Here is a 16,301-nt window from a genome sequence, read left to right on the forward strand (position 1 = left end):
GGGCGTGCTCAGGCTTCCGCGGCGGCCTTCAATTGCGCCAGGCCCTTCTCGAAGTCCTTGCCGATCATGGAATCCATCGGCATGAGCTTGGCCATGAACGCCATCAGGCCGCTGCGCTCACCGGTCATCCGCCAGCTGACGGCGGTGCCCTCGGGTTGCGCGATGAATTCGAAGGTGACCTGATTGGTGTTCCGGATCGGCTTCTCGAAATTCAATCGAATGCCGATGGCCTGCGAGGTGACCGAGGTGATCTCCATATCGCCGCGGCCCGCCTTGCGGTTGCCACTCCAGAAATACCGGGCGCCGATACCGCGATCGGCCCCGCTGTACGTGCGTTCCATGGCCGGATCCAGACCCTCCCACGGCGACCACTGCTGCCACTGGTGGAAGTCGTCGACGAGTGCTTGGATCCGGGCGGGATCGGCCTTGATGACCGTTTCCCGGTGGATGTCGAATGCGGCCATGATCGCCAGCGTAGGGGACCGCACCGACGGATCCGGTGAATCGGGCGTCCTCCGCGTCGCTCACCTAGGATTGGCAAGGAATGTTTTCGGAAACAGGCAGTGCCAACGGCGCCGGGAGTACCCGGCCGGCACCCGCGAGCGACACGGTCCTGCTGGCCCTGCTGGGCGAGGTCGCCGTACGTCGCGACGGCGGGCTCGCACCCGTACCCGGAGCCCGGGCGCGCCTGCTGGTCGCGGCCCTGGCCACGCATCCCGGTCGCAGCCGCAGCGCGCAGGCATTGATCGACGACGTCTGGGGTGAGGATCCGCCGCGCGCCCCGATGAACGCGCTGCACACCCAGGTCTCCCGGCTCCGCTCCACCCTGCCCGAGGGCGCGCTGGAGATCGGCCCCGCCGGTTATCGCCTGGTGCTGCGCCCCGATCAGGTCGACCTGACCCTGGCTCAGCAGCTGGAAAACCAAGCGCGCCAGGCGCATACGCGCGGGGACGACACCCACTGCCTGGCTCTGATCGCCGAGGCGCGCACGCTCTGGCGCGGTGATCCGGCCGCCGATCTGCCCGCCGGATCGGTCGCGGACGAACTCACCGAACTCGCCACCGCCCGCCGTCACGGCCTGGACACTCTCGAACTCGCCGCCCGCGAAGCCGTCGGTGATCTGGCCGGAGCCCTCGAGCTGGCCCGATCCGCGGCCGCCGCACAACCTTTCGACGAACCCGCGCACGGCACCCTCATGCGCCTGCTCGCCGTCGCCGGGCGCACCAACGAAGCCCTGGACGTATTCGCCTCCCTCCGAACCCGTTTGGTCGATCAACTCGGCGCGGACCCGGGCCCCGCACTCACCGCCATGAACACCGCCCTGCTCCGCGGCGAACCGCTACCTGGAACGCAATCACCCGGGTCGGGTAGTGGTTCGCCGGGCTCGAACAACTACGCGTCCGGTGCGAATAACCCTGCTGGGCAACGCTATTCGACGGACGAGCGGCCGGGAATCGGAACGGATCGAAGCCTTCAGCCGAATCCCGTCGGGCATGGTTCGAGCGACTCCGGCGCGGGGTGGGGCTCGGCGCAGAGTCTGCGGCGGATGGCCGCGGCGCAGCATGCGGCTGGAACGCGCGATGCCGGTGACGGCGTCGGGGTGGGGATCGGATTGCGGGCCGCGCCGAATCCGCTGCTCGGGCGCGAAGCCGATATCGATGCGCTGGAAGGGCTGCTGCGTACGTCGCGGGTGACCACGGTGCTCGGGCCCGGCGGTACCGGCAAGACCCGGGTTGCCAATGAGCTCGGCGCGCGCGTCGCACACGAATGCACGGTGGCGCTGGTCGAATTGGCATCGCTGCGCGCGGATCCGGCAGGGGAAGCCGAGACCCGGGTGGAGATCGAGGCCGCCATCGCGACCACGCTCGGGGTCGGCGAGTTCAGCCGGGACACCAATATTCTGCGGGCCACACGCACCCGGGATCTGGGGCAGCGATTGCGCGAAGCGCTGTCCGCGCGGCCCATCCTGCTGATTCTCGACAATTGCGAACATCTGGTGGACGCGGTCGCCGAACTGGTCGCCGATCTGGTGGGGGCCAGCGATCAGCTGACGGTGCTCACCACCAGTCGCGCGCCACTGCAGATCACGGCGGAAACGGTATACCCTTTGCCGCCCTTGACCATCGACGCGCAGGGTTCACCGGCCACCGAACTGTTCATCGCGCGGGCGCGCGCGGTGCGGCCGTCGGTGCGCTTGGATCCGGAGGTGGTGGCGCGACTGTGCCGCACCCTGGACGGTCTGCCGCTGGCCATCGAACTCGCCGCCGCGCGCACCCGCACCATGAGCGTGGAGGAGATCGAGTCCCGGCTCGACCACCGTTTCGCGCTGTTGCGCAGCGGTGATCGCAGTTCCCCGGAACGGCATCGCACCCTGCATGCGGTAATCGAGTGGAGCTGGAACCTGCTCGACGGGGAACAGCGCGCCGCACTGCGCCGACTGTGCCGATTCCCGGCAGGATTCACGCTGGCCGCGGCCGAGATCGTGCTCGCCGGATCCGATATCACCGATGCCGCGGCCGCTGTCGACGGTCTGGTGGGCCAATCTTTGCTCACCGTGCTGGAATCCGATGATCCCGAATACGACGGCACCCGCTACCGCATGTTGGAGACGGTGCGCGAATACGGTGAGGAACAATTCGCCGTCACGGGGGACGCCGATCTGGTGATGGACCGGATGGCTTGCTGGGCAAGGGAATTCGCGCTCCTCTCGGCGCGCCGGTATCACGGTGACGATCAGGTGGCGGTGGTGCTCGGCGTCGCCGCCGAGGCCGACAACCTGAACGCGGTGCTGCGGTACGCCGTCGACCGCGGTGATACCGCGACCGCGCACGCTGTGTACCCGGTCCTTGCCATGCTGTGGATGATGCGCGGCGCGCACCTGGAACTGATGAGCTGGTCCTCCCGCATGGCGACCATGCCGCTGCGCACCGGCGCGCTCGGCGCGGAGGAAGCCGATCTGCAGATGTTCGGGCAGCTCATTCTTGGCCTGCACATGATGTTCCTGGGCGGTGAGGGCAATCGCGATGTCATGCGCGTGCGCACCCGGGTACGGCGACTGCTGCGCAGCGGAGGTCCGCTCAGCCCGGCCTTCCGTTTCCTCGGCGAACTGGCGGCGCTGACCAGGAACGGTGTGCAGCTGGGCCGGAAATTCTGCGAGGGCACGCATTCGCCGGACGCGCACACCCGGGTGGTGGCGCTGCTGTTCCGTGCCAATGTCCGGGAGAACTCCGGCGATGTATACGGCTCCATCCGAGATGCGGTGCGCGCCTTGACAACCGGTGCGCAGGACGATCTGTGGGGCACCGCCATGGTGTGCCAGCACCTGGGCGGCATGTACGTGCAGTCCGCGCGCTACACCGATTCAGTGGAGTACTACCGGCGCGCCGCCGAACTGCTCACCACGCTGCGCGCCTATGACGAGAGCGTGGAGATCCGCAGCTATCTGGCGGTCTCGCTGACCGGCACCGGACAGCTCGACCAGGCGCGGCGGGAACTCGCGCCGCTGCTGCCCGGCGCGGGTATCGATCCGGCCGTGGTGCACGTCGACGTGCCGCCGAATCACCGGCGGGCCACCGTGACCGCCGGGCTGGCGGAACTCGAACTGGCCGAGGGCGATATCGATACCGGATTGGCCCGCTTCCGGCAGGCCCTGCGGTTGATGGCCTGGCCGCACGGCGCGGTCGCACCCGGTCCCGGCGATCTCATGGTGGCCTCGGCGGTGATCGACGCGCATGTATTGCATGGGCATTTGGCCGAGATCGACGAATTGGTCGCGCAGCTGGTCGGATTGGCCGTGCTCAAGCTCGGGCAGTTCTGGGATCTTCCGCAGATCGGCGCCGTCGCCACCGCCGTCGGCAGCTATCTACTCACGTCCGGGCGCGATCTTGACCGGGGGCTGGAGATTCTCGTGCTCGCGCCGAAAGTCTTCGCGCGGCAGGACTATCCGTCCATGCACTGGCGGCGGCACATCGAGCTGAACCTGCCCGCGGTGGGCGCGGAACGCCTCGAGGCGGCGACGCGTGCGGCGACCCGCTGGAATCGACGCGGTGCCTCGGAGCGGATCATGGAATTGATGCGCGAGGTACACGAAAACCGCTGATTCGCGCGGCCGGTGCGCCCGGTCGGCGGTATCGCGGGCGCGGTGTCGGCCCGGTCATTCGGCCCGCGAGCGTGCTGCGCGGGCCGAATGTCCTTGCAGGTCAGTCTTTCTCGGCGAATTCCGGAGCTTGCTCGGGGGTGCCGGTCGGCTCCTGTGTGCGTAGCAGCCGCCAGCCGATCAGACCCAACGCGCCCGCGCCCAGGATCAGCAGCACGGTGGTGTCGGACACCGCTCGACCCAGGCGCTGCACCGCCGCTTCCAGGTGGAATTCGGTTTCCGCGCCCAGCAGGCCCGGCAGACCCGAGGTGCCGTCGAAGAGCAGGAATACGGTGCCCAGCAGAATGAAGAACAGTCCGGAAATCAGTGCGGTGGTGTGCAATTCCAATCTTCCGATGCTGAATGACCTGCCGCGCAACCACTTCCGCCGACCCAGATCGAAACGGTCCCAGCACGCCGCCAACGCGAACAGCGGGGCCGCCATGCCGAGCGCGTAGACCGCCAGTAGCAGACCGCCCTCGACCGGTGAGCCGCCGACCGCGGCCACCGCCAGAATGGAACCGAGAATCGGCCCGGCGCAGAATCCGGCCAGGCCGTAGACCAGGCCGAGCAGATACACCGCACCGGATCGTTCGGGGCGGCCCTGTTTCGCCGCCGCGCGCTGGGCGAAGCCGAAACTGAAACCGCGCCCGAGGATCTGCAGCACGCCCAGGCCGATGATGGTCCAGCCGCCGATGGTGATGAGCAGTTCGCGATTGTTCGAGAAAAGTTGTCCCGCAAACGATCCCGCGATACCGAGCGGTACCAGCGTGGTGGCCAGGCCCAGATAGAACATGCCGGTGCGAGCCAGCAGTCTGCCGCTCGAGGTGAACGAGTACGCGAAGAAGCTCGGCAGCAGCAGTGCGCTGCACGGGCTCAGCAGTGCCAGCAGGCCGCCCAGGAAGGCCGCGAAAAAGCCTACGGTGCCGCTCATTCCGCGTTCCCCGACGCGATATTCGCTGCCGCCTCGATCACGGCGGAGAACTGTTCGATGGGTTGCGCGCCGAGTACCGGGCGGCCGTTGACAAGGAAGGTCGGCGTGGAGGACGCGCCGAGCGAATACGCTTCGGCGGCATCGCGCTGGACGGCCGCGGTGGCGGCGGGGGAGTCCTGATCCGTACGGAACTTCGCGATATCCGGTACCCCCGCCTGTTCGGCGAATTCGGCCAGCCGGTCCGGGGTCAGCACGCCGGTGTTCTTCTTCTCGGGCGCGTTCGCCTGCACGGTGTCGTGGAATTCCCAGAATCTGCCCTGCTGGGCGGCCGCCCACGCGGCACGGGCCGCGTTCTCCGATTCCGCGCCGAAGATGGGGAAATTGCGCCATTCGATGCGCAGCACACCCTGATCCACATATTTCGCGATGAGCTTCGGTTCGATGGTGCGGCCGAAGGTACGGCAGAACGAGCATTGGAAATCCGAGTACTCGATCATCACCACGGGGGCGTCGGCGCGGCCGAGCGCGAGCGGATCGCTCGCATCGCGGCGCGCCAGTTTCGCGAGTTCGGCGAACATGGGATTGGTGGTGGCGGCCGCCGCTTCCGGTGTGGATTTCTTTTCGCCGCCGAGCATTTGGAAACCGGCGATGGCGAGCAGGCAGGCCGCCGCGAACAATGCGAGCCCGGCGAATATCTTCCTATTGCCGCTCGGACGCTTCTTACGAGTTTTGGACATGCGAATACCCCTGGACGACTCGGGTCCTGATCGATGTGAAATGTGCTGGAAGACATGGCTGTACGCCGGGTCTCCTAAATGATCAGCACCGTCGTCAGATGGGGGGATGTCACGGGCAGCGTCGGCCCGCGCGGCTGGATGTCATAGGAAAGCCACTGGGTGGCGGGGAGTTCCGGAATCACCGCGAATACCGGCGTGAGCAGCTGATCCGCCGCGGCACGCGGTGGTGCGGCGACCTGGCCGATCGGGTCCGAACCCTGTTGATCCCGGCGCTCGCAGAAGGGCGAGTGAATGGTCGTCACGGTATCGGCGGGCGCTACCGCCGCCTGTACCGAAACCTGTTGTGTCGAACCCCAATCCGCGACCGCGGCGAGCAATCCGACAATGGCGAAAAGGCCCATCAGCAGCGCAGCACACGACAGCCGGAATGACTTCCGGCTGTGCGGGGCAGGATGGGAATTCACCGCCCCGACCATAACAGCCGAACTCGCGGGCACGGCAAAATGCCCGCCCACCGGGGATTCGGCGGGCGGGCATTCGGCGTGCTTCGGGTTATGCGTGCCGCATGTAGGCGCGCAGTGCGAGCGGGGCGAACACGATGATCACCACGACGCCGCCGATGAGCGACCACGCCAGGTTGGCGGTGACGCCGGTCCCGTTCATGAGCTCGCGGGCGGTATTGCACATGTAGTAGATCGGGTTGGCCTTGTTGATGCCCTGCAACCAGCCCGGCATCTTGTCGACCGGTGCGAAGGTGCCGCCCATGAAGGTCAGCGGGAACATGATCATCATCGAGATGCCCTGCACCGAGGCCGCGCTCTTACCGGTGACGCCGACCAGCGCCCAGATCCAGCTGATGGCGAAGGAGCAGAACACCACGACCAGTCCGGCCGCCACGACACCGAGCACGCCGCCCTCGGGACGGTAGCCGAGCGCGAGACCGACGATCACGGTGAGCGTGGTCGCCAGGCCGTAGCGCACCATATCGGCCAGCAGTGCGCCCGCCAGCGCCGAAATACGGGCGATGGGAAGGGATTTGAAGCGATCGAAGACGCCCTTGTCCATATCCTCACGCAATTGGGTGCCGGTGGCGACCGAGGTCAGCACCACCGTCTGCACCAGAATGCCGGGAATGAGCAGCGGCAGATAACCCGAGACGCTGCCGCCGATCGAGCCGCCGAAAATGTAGGCGAACAGCGCGGTGAACAGGATCGGCTGCACGGTGACGTCGAACAGCTGCTCCGGATTGTGCCGGATCTTGAGCAGGCCGCGGTACGCCATGGTCAGCGAGTTCTGCGCGGTCTTCTTGAGGCTGATGTGATTGCTGACATCGGGAATCGGGGCCGGGGCGACCTGTTTGGTCAGGTCCGGCGAGGTGAGTGTGGTGGTCATGCCGCGCTCTTTTCGGTATCGGCGGAGTCGTCTTCGGCACCGTGTCCGGTGAGCGCGAAGAACACCTCGTCCAGGCTGGGCTTGCTGACATTGATTTCTTCGACCCGAATGTCGTGCTCGCGCAACCGGATCAGGATGTCGGTGGTGATGGCGGGATCGGGCAGCGGTGCGGTGATGCGGCCCGCCTCGGGGGAGACGGTCGCCTCGACGGTCTTGCCCTCGGCGCGGGACAGATACTCCGAGACCAGGGCGCGAGCCTCATCGATGCGGCCGCGGTCCTCGAGGGTGAGCTGCAGCGCGGACAGGCCGACCGAGCCCTTCAATTCGTCGGAGGTGCCGTCGGCGATGACCTTGCCGCGATCGATGACCGCGATCCGGTCGGCCAGCTGGTCGGCCTCGTCCAGGTACTGCGTGGTGAGCAGCACCGTCGAGCCCTCACGCACCAGGCGGCGGATGGTCTCCCACATCTGGGCGCGGGTGCGCGGGTCCAGACCGGTGGTCGGCTCGTCCAGGAACAGCAGCGGCGGGGTGGAGATCAGGCTGGCGGCCAGATCGAGTCGACGCCGCATACCGCCGGAGAAGTTCTCCAGGGCCTTGTTGGCGGCCTCCTCGAGTCCGAACTCCTCCAGCAGTTCGGCGGCCTTGCGCCGGGAGTCGGCCTTGGACAGGCCGAGCAGCCGCGAGAAGATAATGAGATTCTCGGTGGCCGTGAGCTTTTCGTCGACCGAGGCGTACTGCCCGGTCACGCCGATCAGCGAACGCACCGCGGTGGGTTCGGTCAGCACATCGCGGCCGAAGATGCGGGCGCTGCCGCCATCGGGCTTCAGCAGGGTGGCGAGCATGCGAATGGTGGTGGTCTTCCCGGCGCCGTTCGGGCCGAGTACGCCGTACACCGCGCCGCGCGGAACCGCCAGGCTCACGCCGTCGACAGCCCGCTGCTCCCCGAAGATCTTGACCAGGTCATTCGCCTCGATGGCGAGCGCCTCAGCAGGTGTGTATGAAGTCATGACCCATACTCTGCGGACCCGGACTTACACGCCCCTTGCATGACGATTGCGCGCCGACGCAAGCCGGTGACGGCACTCACGCAAGCCGGTCGCGCGAGCGCGCAAGCTGGCGTGGCGAGACCCGCTCGAGCCTGCGGTGACCCTCATGAGCAGCGCATTCGTCACCGCCGCCGCGCGTTCCCAGGCATTCGGACCCGCGCTTGTTAGCCTGGCCACACGTTCTTGCTCGACCTGCTTTTCGTTCCCGGTTCGTCCCGTGCGTATGGATTGCGAGGTTCCGTTGAGAGTCGTTCCCGTCGCCCTGACCACGGCCCTGGCCGCGCTGACCGCGGTCGTGACCACCGTCACCGCGCATGCCACGCCGCTCGCGGTGGACGCCCCGGATTCGTCGGCCGCGCAAGCGGAACAGCCCGGGTCGAATCAGCTGCTGCTGACCTGCCCGCCGACACCGGACGCCGATGATCCGCTCGCGCCGATCCCGCCGCGCGATCCGCTGTGCGGTGAGAACGATATGCAGCTGACGGGGGATGTGTACCTGCGCAGCAACGCCTATCGGCGGTTGTCGACCATCTACGGGCCCGATGTCGCGGTCAGCCTGATCGGCAACAATCACTATCAGCTGCGCGATCATTCGGGGAATCTGATCCTCGGCGAGGACCGCAGCACGCTGCATCATGTGCCGTTCGGCCGGGAGATCCCGCCGCCGCTGCCGGGCAATACCGCCGATCTGACACCGCATGAGCAGGCGGTCCGGGAAGGCATGTCCCGGGTGACGGTCGGGCTCATGCAGGGTGTGGTCTACACCGGCGATCTCACCGATATGTCCGCCTATCTGACCACGCCGATCGGCTCGCTGATCGTGCAGGCGCCGGGGACCGGAACCGATCCATTGCAGCCGGGACCCGGCGGTGAACGAGAGTTGCAACTGCTCAACAACTTCCAGGTGCTGGACGCGCACGGCCGCTACGTCATGGGCAATACGCTCACGCTCGGTTCGCCGATGGCGTTGTGGCCCAACGCCGCGGTGCCCTGCCCCGTCGGCACCGTCCCCATCTCCCAGCTGCCCTCGGCAGACAAGCTGCCCCGCAATGCGGCGGACCTGCCGGATCCGGTGTGCAAGGCCCCGGCCACCGTCCCGATCACCGGATTCATCGACGATCCGGCGGCGGACCCGGCCGCCCCGCCCGCACCCGGGACCAAGCCGAATCCCGATCCGGTGCAGCGGCAGAAGGACATCAACGACGCCTACAGCGCGGTGGGCACCCAGTTCGGTCTCGCGGTCAGCGTCGGCGGCCTGGTCGGCGGCATGACCGGGCTCATCATCGGCTGTCTCGCAGGCGGAATCGGCGCGGGCACGGCGGGCACCTTCTCCGCGGCGCTCGCGGGCACCGCCACCGGATTCGCGGGCGGCTGCCTCACCGGCGCGGCCCTGCTCGGCGCGATGGGCGGCACCATCGGCAGCCTCGCGATCGGTGTCCCGGTCGGAATCATCTCGGGCGTGAACGCCTACAACACCCTGCGACTCCAGGGCGATGTGGCGCGCAACCCGATCGCCGAACCGCTCCCCGCGCCGAAGACGCCGGAGGTCTCACCGCTCATCACAGCGGGCGTCCCACCGGAAGTCGCCGCAGCCGTTCCGCCACAACTGATTCCGGCGGTCGCCGACTTCATCGCTCCGGTGGCACCGCAACTGGCGGCCGATCTGAAAGCGCCACAGGATGTTCCGCCGATCGCACCGATGGACGGTCTGACCCAACTCGCCGCGAGTGTGGCCCCGATGATCGCGAACGCGATACCCGCGCTCTTCGGCCAGCCTGCCGAGCCCGCCCCGGGGGCGTAGACCCCCGACGGGACGGTCAGTTGGGGGAGGTGCTGAGGAGATACTCGCGGAGCGCGGCGCGGTCGGGTTTGCCGACGCCGCGCATCGGGAGTTCTTGCAGCACAGCGAGTTCGCGCGGGGCGGCGATGGCGTCGAGTTCGGCGACCACGTGGTCGCGGAGCTCGTCCAGGGTGGGGGCGGTCGCGCCGGGGGCGGTGACGATCGCGGTGACCACGCGCTGACCCAGGCGGGAATCGGGCAGGCCCAGGACCACGCATTCGGAGATGGCCGGATGGGTGATCAGCACCGCCTCGACCACCTGGGGCAGCACCAGCAGGCCGCCGGTCATGATGGCCTCGTCGAGCCGCCCGGTGACGGTGAGGACGCCGTCCTCGAAGCTGCCCGCGTCCTCGGTGCGGAACCAGCCGGGTTCGGCGAACGCCGGATGGTCGGGCTGATTGCGGTAGCCCTTGGCCAGGGTCGCGCCGCCGAGCAGGACGCGGCCGTCCTCGATGCGGACCTCGGTGCCGTCCAAGGGGATTCCCTCGTAGACGCAGCCGCCGCAGGTTTCGCTCATACCGTAGGTGCGGAAGATGGTGATGCCCGCCGCGCGCGCGCGTTCCAGCACCGGTTTCGGGGTGGCCGCGCCGCCGATGAGCACGGCGTCGAGCTGCGCCAGCGCCGCGGTGGCGGCGGGTTCGTCCAGGGCCTTGATGAGCTGGGTCGGCACCAGCGAGGTGTACCGGCGCGGTCCGCGCATCCCGGCGATGGCCGCGGCCAGCCCCTCGGGCAGGAAGCCGCCGGACACATCGAGCACGGCCGGTTCGGTCCCGGCCTGAATGCTGCGCAGCAGCACCTGGATGCCCGCGATGTGATGGGTCGGCAGCGCCAGCAACCACTGTCCGGGCCCGCCCAGGCGGGTGTGCGTGGCCTCCCCGCTGGCGCGCAGCGCGGCGGCGGAGAGCATGGCGCCCTTGGGGATTCCGGTGGTGCCGGAGGTGGTGACGACCAGCGCCACCTCGTCGTCGATCTCTTCGCCGGGCCGCAGGCTGCTGCTGAGCCGCTGTGCCTCGCGGCGGTCGGCGGTGGGTATGGGCAGCCAGGCGGGGCCGTTGCCCTCGAGGGCTTCCCGCAGGTGCGGCAATACATCGCCCACCGATGCACCGGTGGGCATGGGGAGGGTGCGGAGGGTATTGCTCACGTTCGCGATCGTGTCATGTGATGGGGTGGCCGCGCACCTGTGGGGGTCCGAGGCCGGGGGTCGATGGTGGTCGGTCGGTCAGTCGGACGTCGGTGTCGCCAGTGGCCATCCACCGGCTGCCAGCCGGGAGGCCACTCGGGCGATATCGTCCTCGCCGGGTTGTTCCTTGGCAACTCGGGAAATGGCGGCCTCGATATCGGCGCGTTCGATCTCGCCGGTGGCGACGCGTTCGCTCACCAGCTCCTCGACGACCAGGTGTACTTCGTAATCGGTGAGCCGCCGGTGCAGCACCGCGAGCAGCGCCACGTAATCGGACTGCGGAATGCCCTGTGGATACCCGGCTTTGAGCCAGTCCAGGACTTTTTGCAGCACGTTCTGGCGCGGCGGGGTGCGCGCCGGATCGGTGTTCGGCTGGTCCGGAGTAGTCAGCTGCGTGCCTTTCTTCCCGTGGCGTCAGGCGCCGAGCAGATGGATGCCGAGCCGGCTCGCGAGGAAGCCGCGTGCGATGAAGAGCACACCGACCACCACCGCGATCATGACCACGGCGAAGCAGAGTGCGGAGATGGCGACCGCGGTGGTGCGCGCCGCTCCGGTCGCGCCGTCGTCCAGTTGTGAGCGGTAGCGAATGCCGAACGCGAAGATGACGGGCAGTCCGGCTCCGAAGACCAAGGCGGCCAGCGTGACCCGCCACAGATCGCTGATATTGGACAGGAAGGTGTGCACGGCGTCGCTCCTATCCGATTCCATTGCCGACGGTGTCGTCACTGCGCAACGCGGCGCTCGGCGGCGCGGCGTCGCCGGTGGGTCCGGCCGCCGCGTGCTCGGCCTTCCAGTCGGCATTCACGTTGTGCGAGTTGACCTCGGTGCGCTTGGAGCGCCGCCAGATCGCTCCGGCGGCCGCGAGCAGCAGTGCGAACACCACGAGTACACCCGCGGTGCCGCCGATGGCGTTCAGGATGGCCCAGCACAGCGCGCCGACCACACCGGCCAGCGGCAGGGTCAGCACCCACGCCACCACCATGCGGCCGAGCACGCCCCAGCGCACTTCCGCGCCGGGCCGTCCGATGCCCGAACCCAGGATGGATCCGGTCACGGTCTGCGTGGTGGACAGCGGCAGGCCGAAGTGCGCGGAGGTGAGAATGATCGCCGCACTGGTGGATTCGGCCGCGAACCCCTGCGGCGGCGCGATATCGACCAGGCCCTTGCCGAGCGTGCGGATGATGCGCCAGCCGCCCAGGCAGGTGCCCGCGGCGATGGCGACCGCGCAGGACACGATCACCCACAGCGGCAGCGGATCGCTGGCCTTGGCCGAACCGTGCGCGATCAACGCCAGGAAGATGATGCCCATGGTCTTCTGCGCGTCATTGGTGCCGTGCGCGAGCGAGACCAGCGAGGCGGAACCGATCTGCCCCCACCGGAATCCGCCCTCGACGGTCTTCTCATTGCTGCCGCGCGTGATTCGGTACACGGCCCACGAACCGAGCGCGGCGACCAGCGCGGCGACCACGGGTGCGGCCAGCGCCGGAATGATGATCTTGGCGAGTACGCCCTTGCTGCCCGCCGCCCAGATGACGCCGTCCCAGCCCAGCGCCGCGATGGTCGCGCCGATGAGCCCGCCGAACAGCGCGTGCGAGGAACTCGACGGCAAACCCAACAGCCAGGTGAACAGATTCCACAGAATGCCGCCGACCAGTCCCGCGAAGACGATGTCGAGCAGGGCCCGGCCGCTGACTTCGGAGAGGTCGACAATGCCCTCGGCGACCGTCGCGGCGACCGCGACACTCAGGAAGGCGCCCACGAGATTGAGTCCGCCGGAAAGGAGTACGGCTGTTCGAGGGGGGAGCGCACCGGTGGCGATCGAGGTGGCCATCGCGTTCGCGGTGTCGTGGAATCCGTTGGTGAAGTCGAATACCAGGGCCGTGAGAACAACGATCAGCAGAACGAGCAGTTCGGCAGACACACCGTTCAGTTTGCGCTACGGCATTCATCCGTTGTTAACCGGTGCCCCCCGACACGCCTCACAGTTACTCGCGTGCTAAGGCTTTCGAACATCCCGGCGAATCGGATGGTCGGCGGGGATCTCCACCAGCACTATCGGCACGTCATCCGGATCGCGCACCCACATTTCGATCAGGCCCCACGGTTCGCGAGTCGGCTTGCGGTCGATGGCGACTCCCGCGAGCGCGAGTTCGGCGGCGGCGTCCGAACAATCGCGCACCTGCAACCAGATCGCCCCCGCGAATCCCGCCGGCCCCTCGCCGCGCCCGTGCCCCGCGACTTCGAGCAGGCCCTGTCCCGCGAAGAACACGGTGCCGCCCGGATACTCCCGGGCAATCGCCAATCCGAGCGTGTCCCGGTAGAACTCCAGCGTCCGCTGATAGTCCGCGGGCCGCAGGATCAAGCGACTGCTCAGGATCTCCATGGCTTCTACAGTGTCAGAAGTAGTACGGGTACGGGGACCAGTCCGGGTCACGCTTCTGCAGGAACGAATCGCGGCCCTCGACGGCCTCATCGGTCATGTACGCCAGGCGGGTGGCCTCACCGGCGAACAGCTGCTGCCCGACCAGACCGTCATCGCTGAGGTTGAACGCGTACTTGAGCATGCGGATCGCCTGCGGTGACTTGCCGAGGATCTCCCCGGTCCATTCCAGCGCCACATCCTCGAGCCGATCGTGATCCACGACCTCGTTGACCGCGCCCATGAAATGCATCTCCTCGGCGGTGTACGGCCGCCCCAGGAAGAAGATCTCGCGAGCCCGCTTCTGCCCCACCATCTTCGCCAGGTACGCGCTGCCGTAGCCGCCGTCGAACGAGCCCACATCGGCGTCGGTCTGCTTGAACCGGGCGTGCTCGCGGCTGGCGAGGGTGAGATCACAGGTGACGTGCAGGCTGTGCCCGCCGCCCGCGGCCCAGCCGTTCACCAGGGCGATGACCACCTTCGGCATGAAGCGGATGAGCCGCTGCACCTCGAGGATGTGCAGGCGGCCCGCGCGCGCCGGGTCGACGGTGTCCGCGGTCTCACCCTCGGCGTACTGGTAGCCGCTGCGCCCGCGAATCCGCTGATCGCCGCCGGAGCAGAAGGCCCAGCCGCCGTCCTTGGGGCTCGGGCCGTTACCGGTCAGCAGCACCGCGCCCACATCGGAGGTCATGCGCGCGTGATCGAGCGTGCGGTACAGCTCGTCGACGGTGTGCGGGCGGAAGGCATTGCGCACCTCGGGCCGATCGAACGCGATCCGGACCGTGCCCTGCTCCACATGCCGGTGGTACGTGATGTCGGTGAGGTCTTCGAATCCAGGGACGGGTTTCCACAGCGCTTCATTGAAGGTCACCCTCAAGAACATAGCGGGGCCCTATGGACGTAACGCAAGGTGACAACTTATTTCGGGTCGATCGGCGGTTACTCCGGGGTACGCCCGAAACTCGCTGGCTACGCGATCGCGAACATGCGGTGCGACGCGATGGGGTACCCACGAAAGGCGGTGAAAAACCTGCGGGGGCACCGGAGGTGGTCGCTTGTTCGAGTGAATGGTGCGAATGTGAAACGCTGCCAAGGGATTGCGGAGGCTTTACAGTGCAGTAGCTGCCCTGGCAGTCGAGGCGCGTCTGCATCATGTGTGCGGGAACATCGGTGCGTATAGTTCTGTGCGCTCGTTCATCGAAAAACTATCCGGAGGAACCTGAAAGTGGTTGCAGCACTGTCTGAATCCCTGCTCGATGACGCCAAGCGTCCGGCCTTCCTGGCCGACGCCAAAGAGGTTCTGGATGCTGAGGTGTCGGACAAGGGCGGCGCGTCGGGTCTGGCCGTCAAGGGCGGCTACGCCGCGGTGAAGAAGGTCAGCCCGACCATCGTCGGCGATGCGCTGGAGTCCTTCATCCCGAAGTTCGTCGCGTCCCTGGAGCCGTTCTGGTCCGAGTACCAGGCTTCCGGCGCCGGCTCGTTCGCCGACCTGCTGGTTTCCAAGCAGGACGAGGTTTCCGAGGCGCTGCTCTCGGTCACCGATGAGCGTGCGGCCGCCTCCTCGCGTCCCGCGCTGACCAAGGTCTACAACTCCATGCGGTCCTCGGCGAAGAAGCATGTGGCCGAGGCGCTTCCGCGCGTCGGCGCGCTGGTCCAGCGTCACGCCTGATCAACCGTTGATCAAACGACCGGTTCGCGGCCCGTGTTCGGGCCGCGAACCCGGTTATCGGTAGTGCTGTCCGAGCCGAGCTCGGACAGGCTCACCCCGCGGCTTTGCCGACCCGCCAGTAGCCGGTGAAGGTGATGTCCGCCTTGGGGATTCCGCGTTCCTGCGCCCAATAGCGGCGCAGGCCGGAGGCCAGTTTCTGTTCGCCCGCGACGAAGGCGTAGACGCCCGTGGCGGGAATCTCCTGCCCGCGCACCGCTTCCGCGACCACCGAGCCGACTTCGGCATTCGAATCCGTGCGAATCACCCAGTGCACCTCGACGCCCTCGGGCGCGTCGAATTCCTGGGCATCGTCCGGATTCGGGATCTCCAGGTAGGCAGCGCCTTTCAGATCGCGGGGCGCGGAGCGCAGAATGCCCGCGATGCCGGGGACCGCGCTTTCATCGCCCACCAAAAGAGACCAATTGGTATTTTCCGGGGCCTGATAGGTAATGCCCTCATCCAGCAATCCGACTTTGTCGCCGGGCGTCGCGCCGCCCGCCCAGTTCGAGGCCGGGCTGTCATCGCCGTGCGAGAAGAAGTCGATATCGATCTCGGCGGTGCTGCCGAATTCGCCGAAGCCCGCGGCGCGGTAATCGCGCACGGTGTAATTGCGCACCAGCGGCCGATGTTCCTTGCCCATCATGAGGTACTGCGCATACCAGCCGAGCGTGCTGGCGGAGGTGGGGAGTTTCAGGCTGCCGTCGCGGCCCGGCAGGAAGAGCCGGAACCACTGGTCGAATCCCATCGCGGTGAAGCCGGCCAGCCCGTCGCCGCCCAGGGTGACGCGCACGAAGTTCGGGCTGATCCGTTTGCTCGCGAGCACCTGTGCGGTGAGGATCTCCCGGTGCTCGGGCTTGACGTATTTGGGTCGCTTCGACATGAGCTTAGGTTAGCAAACCCTAAGTATAGA

16 protein-coding genes are annotated in these 16,301 nt (G+C 67.5%); 3 read left to right on the forward strand and 13 right to left on the reverse strand.

The window, feature by feature from the left end; all coding sequences use genetic code 11:
• Positions 1-8 precede the first annotated feature (8 nt).
• Complete coding sequence (locus ACFC4D_RS24160; protein ID WP_364642890.1) at positions 9-464, reverse strand: SRPBCC family protein; 456 nt, start codon at positions 462-464, stop codon at positions 9-11.
• 80 nt (positions 465-544) lie between these two features.
• Between ACFC4D_RS24160 and ACFC4D_RS24165 the strand changes: the two genes are divergently transcribed.
• Positions 545-4,099, forward strand: coding sequence for a BTAD domain-containing putative transcriptional regulator (locus tag ACFC4D_RS24165; RefSeq protein ID WP_376066742.1), 3,555 nt, complete (start codon positions 545-547; stop codon positions 4,097-4,099).
• Positions 4,100-4,199: 100 nt separating this feature from the next.
• Here the strand turns inward: ACFC4D_RS24165 and ACFC4D_RS24170 are convergent, their stop codons facing one another.
• The 5 genes from ACFC4D_RS24170 to ACFC4D_RS24190 all read right to left on the reverse strand — a co-directional run bounded on the left by ACFC4D_RS24170 (position 4,200) and on the right by ACFC4D_RS24190 (position 8,205).
• Positions 4,200-5,069, reverse strand: a complete 870-nt coding sequence (locus ACFC4D_RS24170; protein ID WP_376066744.1) for a cytochrome c biogenesis CcdA family protein — start codon at positions 5,067-5,069, stop codon at positions 4,200-4,202.
• The gene (locus tag ACFC4D_RS24175; protein ID WP_376066746.1) at positions 5,066-5,806 is read right to left on the reverse strand and encodes a DsbA family protein; all 741 of its coding nucleotides are present in this window, start codon (positions 5,804-5,806) and stop codon (positions 5,066-5,068) included. The genes ACFC4D_RS24170 and ACFC4D_RS24175 overlap by 4 nt, the downstream gene beginning before the upstream one ends.
• Before the next feature lie 74 nt (positions 5,807-5,880).
• Positions 5,881-6,270 carry a hypothetical protein gene (locus ACFC4D_RS24180; RefSeq protein WP_364642882.1) on the reverse strand — a complete coding sequence of 130 codons (390 nt, stop codon included), beginning with the start codon at positions 6,268-6,270 and terminating at the stop codon, positions 5,881-5,883.
• Between the two features lie 88 nt (positions 6,271-6,358).
• A complete protein-coding gene (locus ACFC4D_RS24185) occupies positions 6,359-7,198 on the reverse strand; it encodes an ABC transporter permease (RefSeq protein ID WP_375964340.1) in 840 nt (279 codons plus the stop codon).
• Positions 7,195-8,205 carry an ATP-binding cassette domain-containing protein gene (locus tag ACFC4D_RS24190; RefSeq protein WP_364642879.1) on the reverse strand — a complete coding sequence of 337 codons (1,011 nt, stop codon included), beginning with the start codon at positions 8,203-8,205 and terminating at the stop codon, positions 7,195-7,197. Before ACFC4D_RS24190 ends, ACFC4D_RS24185 begins: the two co-directional genes overlap by 4 nt.
• A gap of 280 nt (positions 8,206-8,485) precedes the next feature.
• Here ACFC4D_RS24190 and ACFC4D_RS24195 point away from each other — a divergent pair, with 280 nt between their 5' ends.
• On the forward strand, positions 8,486-10,045 hold the full coding sequence (locus ACFC4D_RS24195; protein WP_376066749.1) for a hypothetical protein: 1,560 nt from the start codon (positions 8,486-8,488) through the stop codon (positions 10,043-10,045).
• 16 nt (positions 10,046-10,061) lie between these two features.
• Here ACFC4D_RS24195 and menE read toward each other — a convergent pair whose 3' ends face one another.
• From menE to ACFC4D_RS24225, 6 genes are all read right to left on the reverse strand, one after another.
• Positions 10,062-11,198, reverse strand: coding sequence for an o-succinylbenzoate--CoA ligase (gene menE / locus ACFC4D_RS24200; protein WP_376066961.1), 1,137 nt, complete (start codon positions 11,196-11,198; stop codon positions 10,062-10,064).
• Between the two features lie 105 nt (positions 11,199-11,303).
• On the reverse strand, positions 11,304-11,597 hold the full coding sequence (locus ACFC4D_RS24205) for a DUF3349 domain-containing protein (RefSeq protein ID WP_364642875.1): 294 nt from the start codon (positions 11,595-11,597) through the stop codon (positions 11,304-11,306).
• A gap of 81 nt (positions 11,598-11,678) precedes the next feature.
• A complete protein-coding gene (locus ACFC4D_RS24210) occupies positions 11,679-11,972 on the reverse strand; it encodes a hypothetical protein (RefSeq protein ID WP_375964345.1) in 294 nt (97 codons plus the stop codon).
• The gene (locus tag ACFC4D_RS24215) at positions 11,959-13,185 is read right to left on the reverse strand and encodes an anion permease (RefSeq protein WP_375964348.1); all 1,227 of its coding nucleotides are present in this window, start codon (positions 13,183-13,185) and stop codon (positions 11,959-11,961) included. The genes ACFC4D_RS24210 and ACFC4D_RS24215 overlap by 14 nt, the downstream gene beginning before the upstream one ends.
• 75 nt (positions 13,186-13,260) lie before the next feature.
• On the reverse strand, positions 13,261-13,647 hold the full coding sequence (locus ACFC4D_RS24220) for a VOC family protein (protein ID WP_364642871.1): 387 nt from the start codon (positions 13,645-13,647) through the stop codon (positions 13,261-13,263).
• A 13-nt stretch (positions 13,648-13,660) separates the two neighbouring features.
• Positions 13,661-14,554 (reverse strand): 1,4-dihydroxy-2-naphthoyl-CoA synthase, encoded by an 894-nt coding sequence (locus ACFC4D_RS24225; RefSeq protein ID WP_364642869.1) that lies wholly within the window; start codon positions 14,552-14,554, stop codon positions 13,661-13,663.
• A gap of 354 nt (positions 14,555-14,908) precedes the next feature.
• Here ACFC4D_RS24225 and ACFC4D_RS24230 point away from each other — a divergent pair, with 354 nt between their 5' ends.
• The gene (locus ACFC4D_RS24230) at positions 14,909-15,352 is read left to right on the forward strand and encodes a DUF6918 family protein (protein WP_364642867.1); all 444 of its coding nucleotides are present in this window, start codon (positions 14,909-14,911) and stop codon (positions 15,350-15,352) included.
• Between the two features lie 91 nt (positions 15,353-15,443).
• Here ACFC4D_RS24230 and ACFC4D_RS24235 read toward each other — a convergent pair whose 3' ends face one another.
• On the reverse strand, positions 15,444-16,271 hold the full coding sequence (locus ACFC4D_RS24235) for a siderophore-interacting protein (protein ID WP_376066753.1): 828 nt from the start codon (positions 16,269-16,271) through the stop codon (positions 15,444-15,446).
• Positions 16,272-16,301: the final 30 nt, after the last annotated feature.

The sequence above is a fragment of the Nocardia sp. NPDC056000 genome (assembly GCF_042269265.1).
Classification (GTDB): domain Bacteria; phylum Actinomycetota; class Actinomycetes; order Mycobacteriales; family Mycobacteriaceae; genus Nocardia.

What these genes read in the sequence shown, in the direction of transcription:
- ACFC4D_RS24160 (WP_364642890.1), bottom strand. Translation starts at nt 464, where the DNA reads ATGGCCGCATTCGACATCCACCGGGAAACGGTCATCAAGGCCGATCCC.
- ACFC4D_RS24165 (WP_376066742.1), top strand. Translation starts at nt 545, where the DNA reads ATGTTTTCGGAAACAGGCAGTGCCAACGGCGCCGGGAGTACCCGGCCG.
- ACFC4D_RS24170 (WP_376066744.1), bottom strand. Translation starts at nt 5,069, where the DNA reads ATGAGCGGCACCGTAGGCTTTTTCGCGGCCTTCCTGGGCGGCCTGCTG.
- ACFC4D_RS24175 (WP_376066746.1), bottom strand. Translation starts at nt 5,806, where the DNA reads ATGTCCAAAACTCGTAAGAAGCGTCCGAGCGGCAATAGGAAGATATTC.
- ACFC4D_RS24185 (WP_375964340.1), bottom strand. Translation starts at nt 7,198, where the DNA reads ATGACCACCACACTCACCTCGCCGGACCTGACCAAACAGGTCGCCCCG.
- ACFC4D_RS24190 (WP_364642879.1), bottom strand. Translation starts at nt 8,205, where the DNA reads ATGACTTCATACACACCTGCTGAGGCGCTCGCCATCGAGGCGAATGAC.
- menE (WP_376066961.1), bottom strand. Translation starts at nt 11,198, where the DNA reads ATGCCCACCGGTGCATCGGTGGGCGATGTATTGCCGCACCTGCGGGAA.
- ACFC4D_RS24210 (WP_375964345.1), bottom strand. Translation starts at nt 11,972, where the DNA reads ATGGAATCGGATAGGAGCGACGCCGTGCACACCTTCCTGTCCAATATC.
- ACFC4D_RS24220 (WP_364642871.1), bottom strand. Translation starts at nt 13,647, where the DNA reads ATGGAGATCCTGAGCAGTCGCTTGATCCTGCGGCCCGCGGACTATCAG.
- ACFC4D_RS24235 (WP_376066753.1), bottom strand. Translation starts at nt 16,271, where the DNA reads ATGTCGAAGCGACCCAAATACGTCAAGCCCGAGCACCGGGAGATCCTC.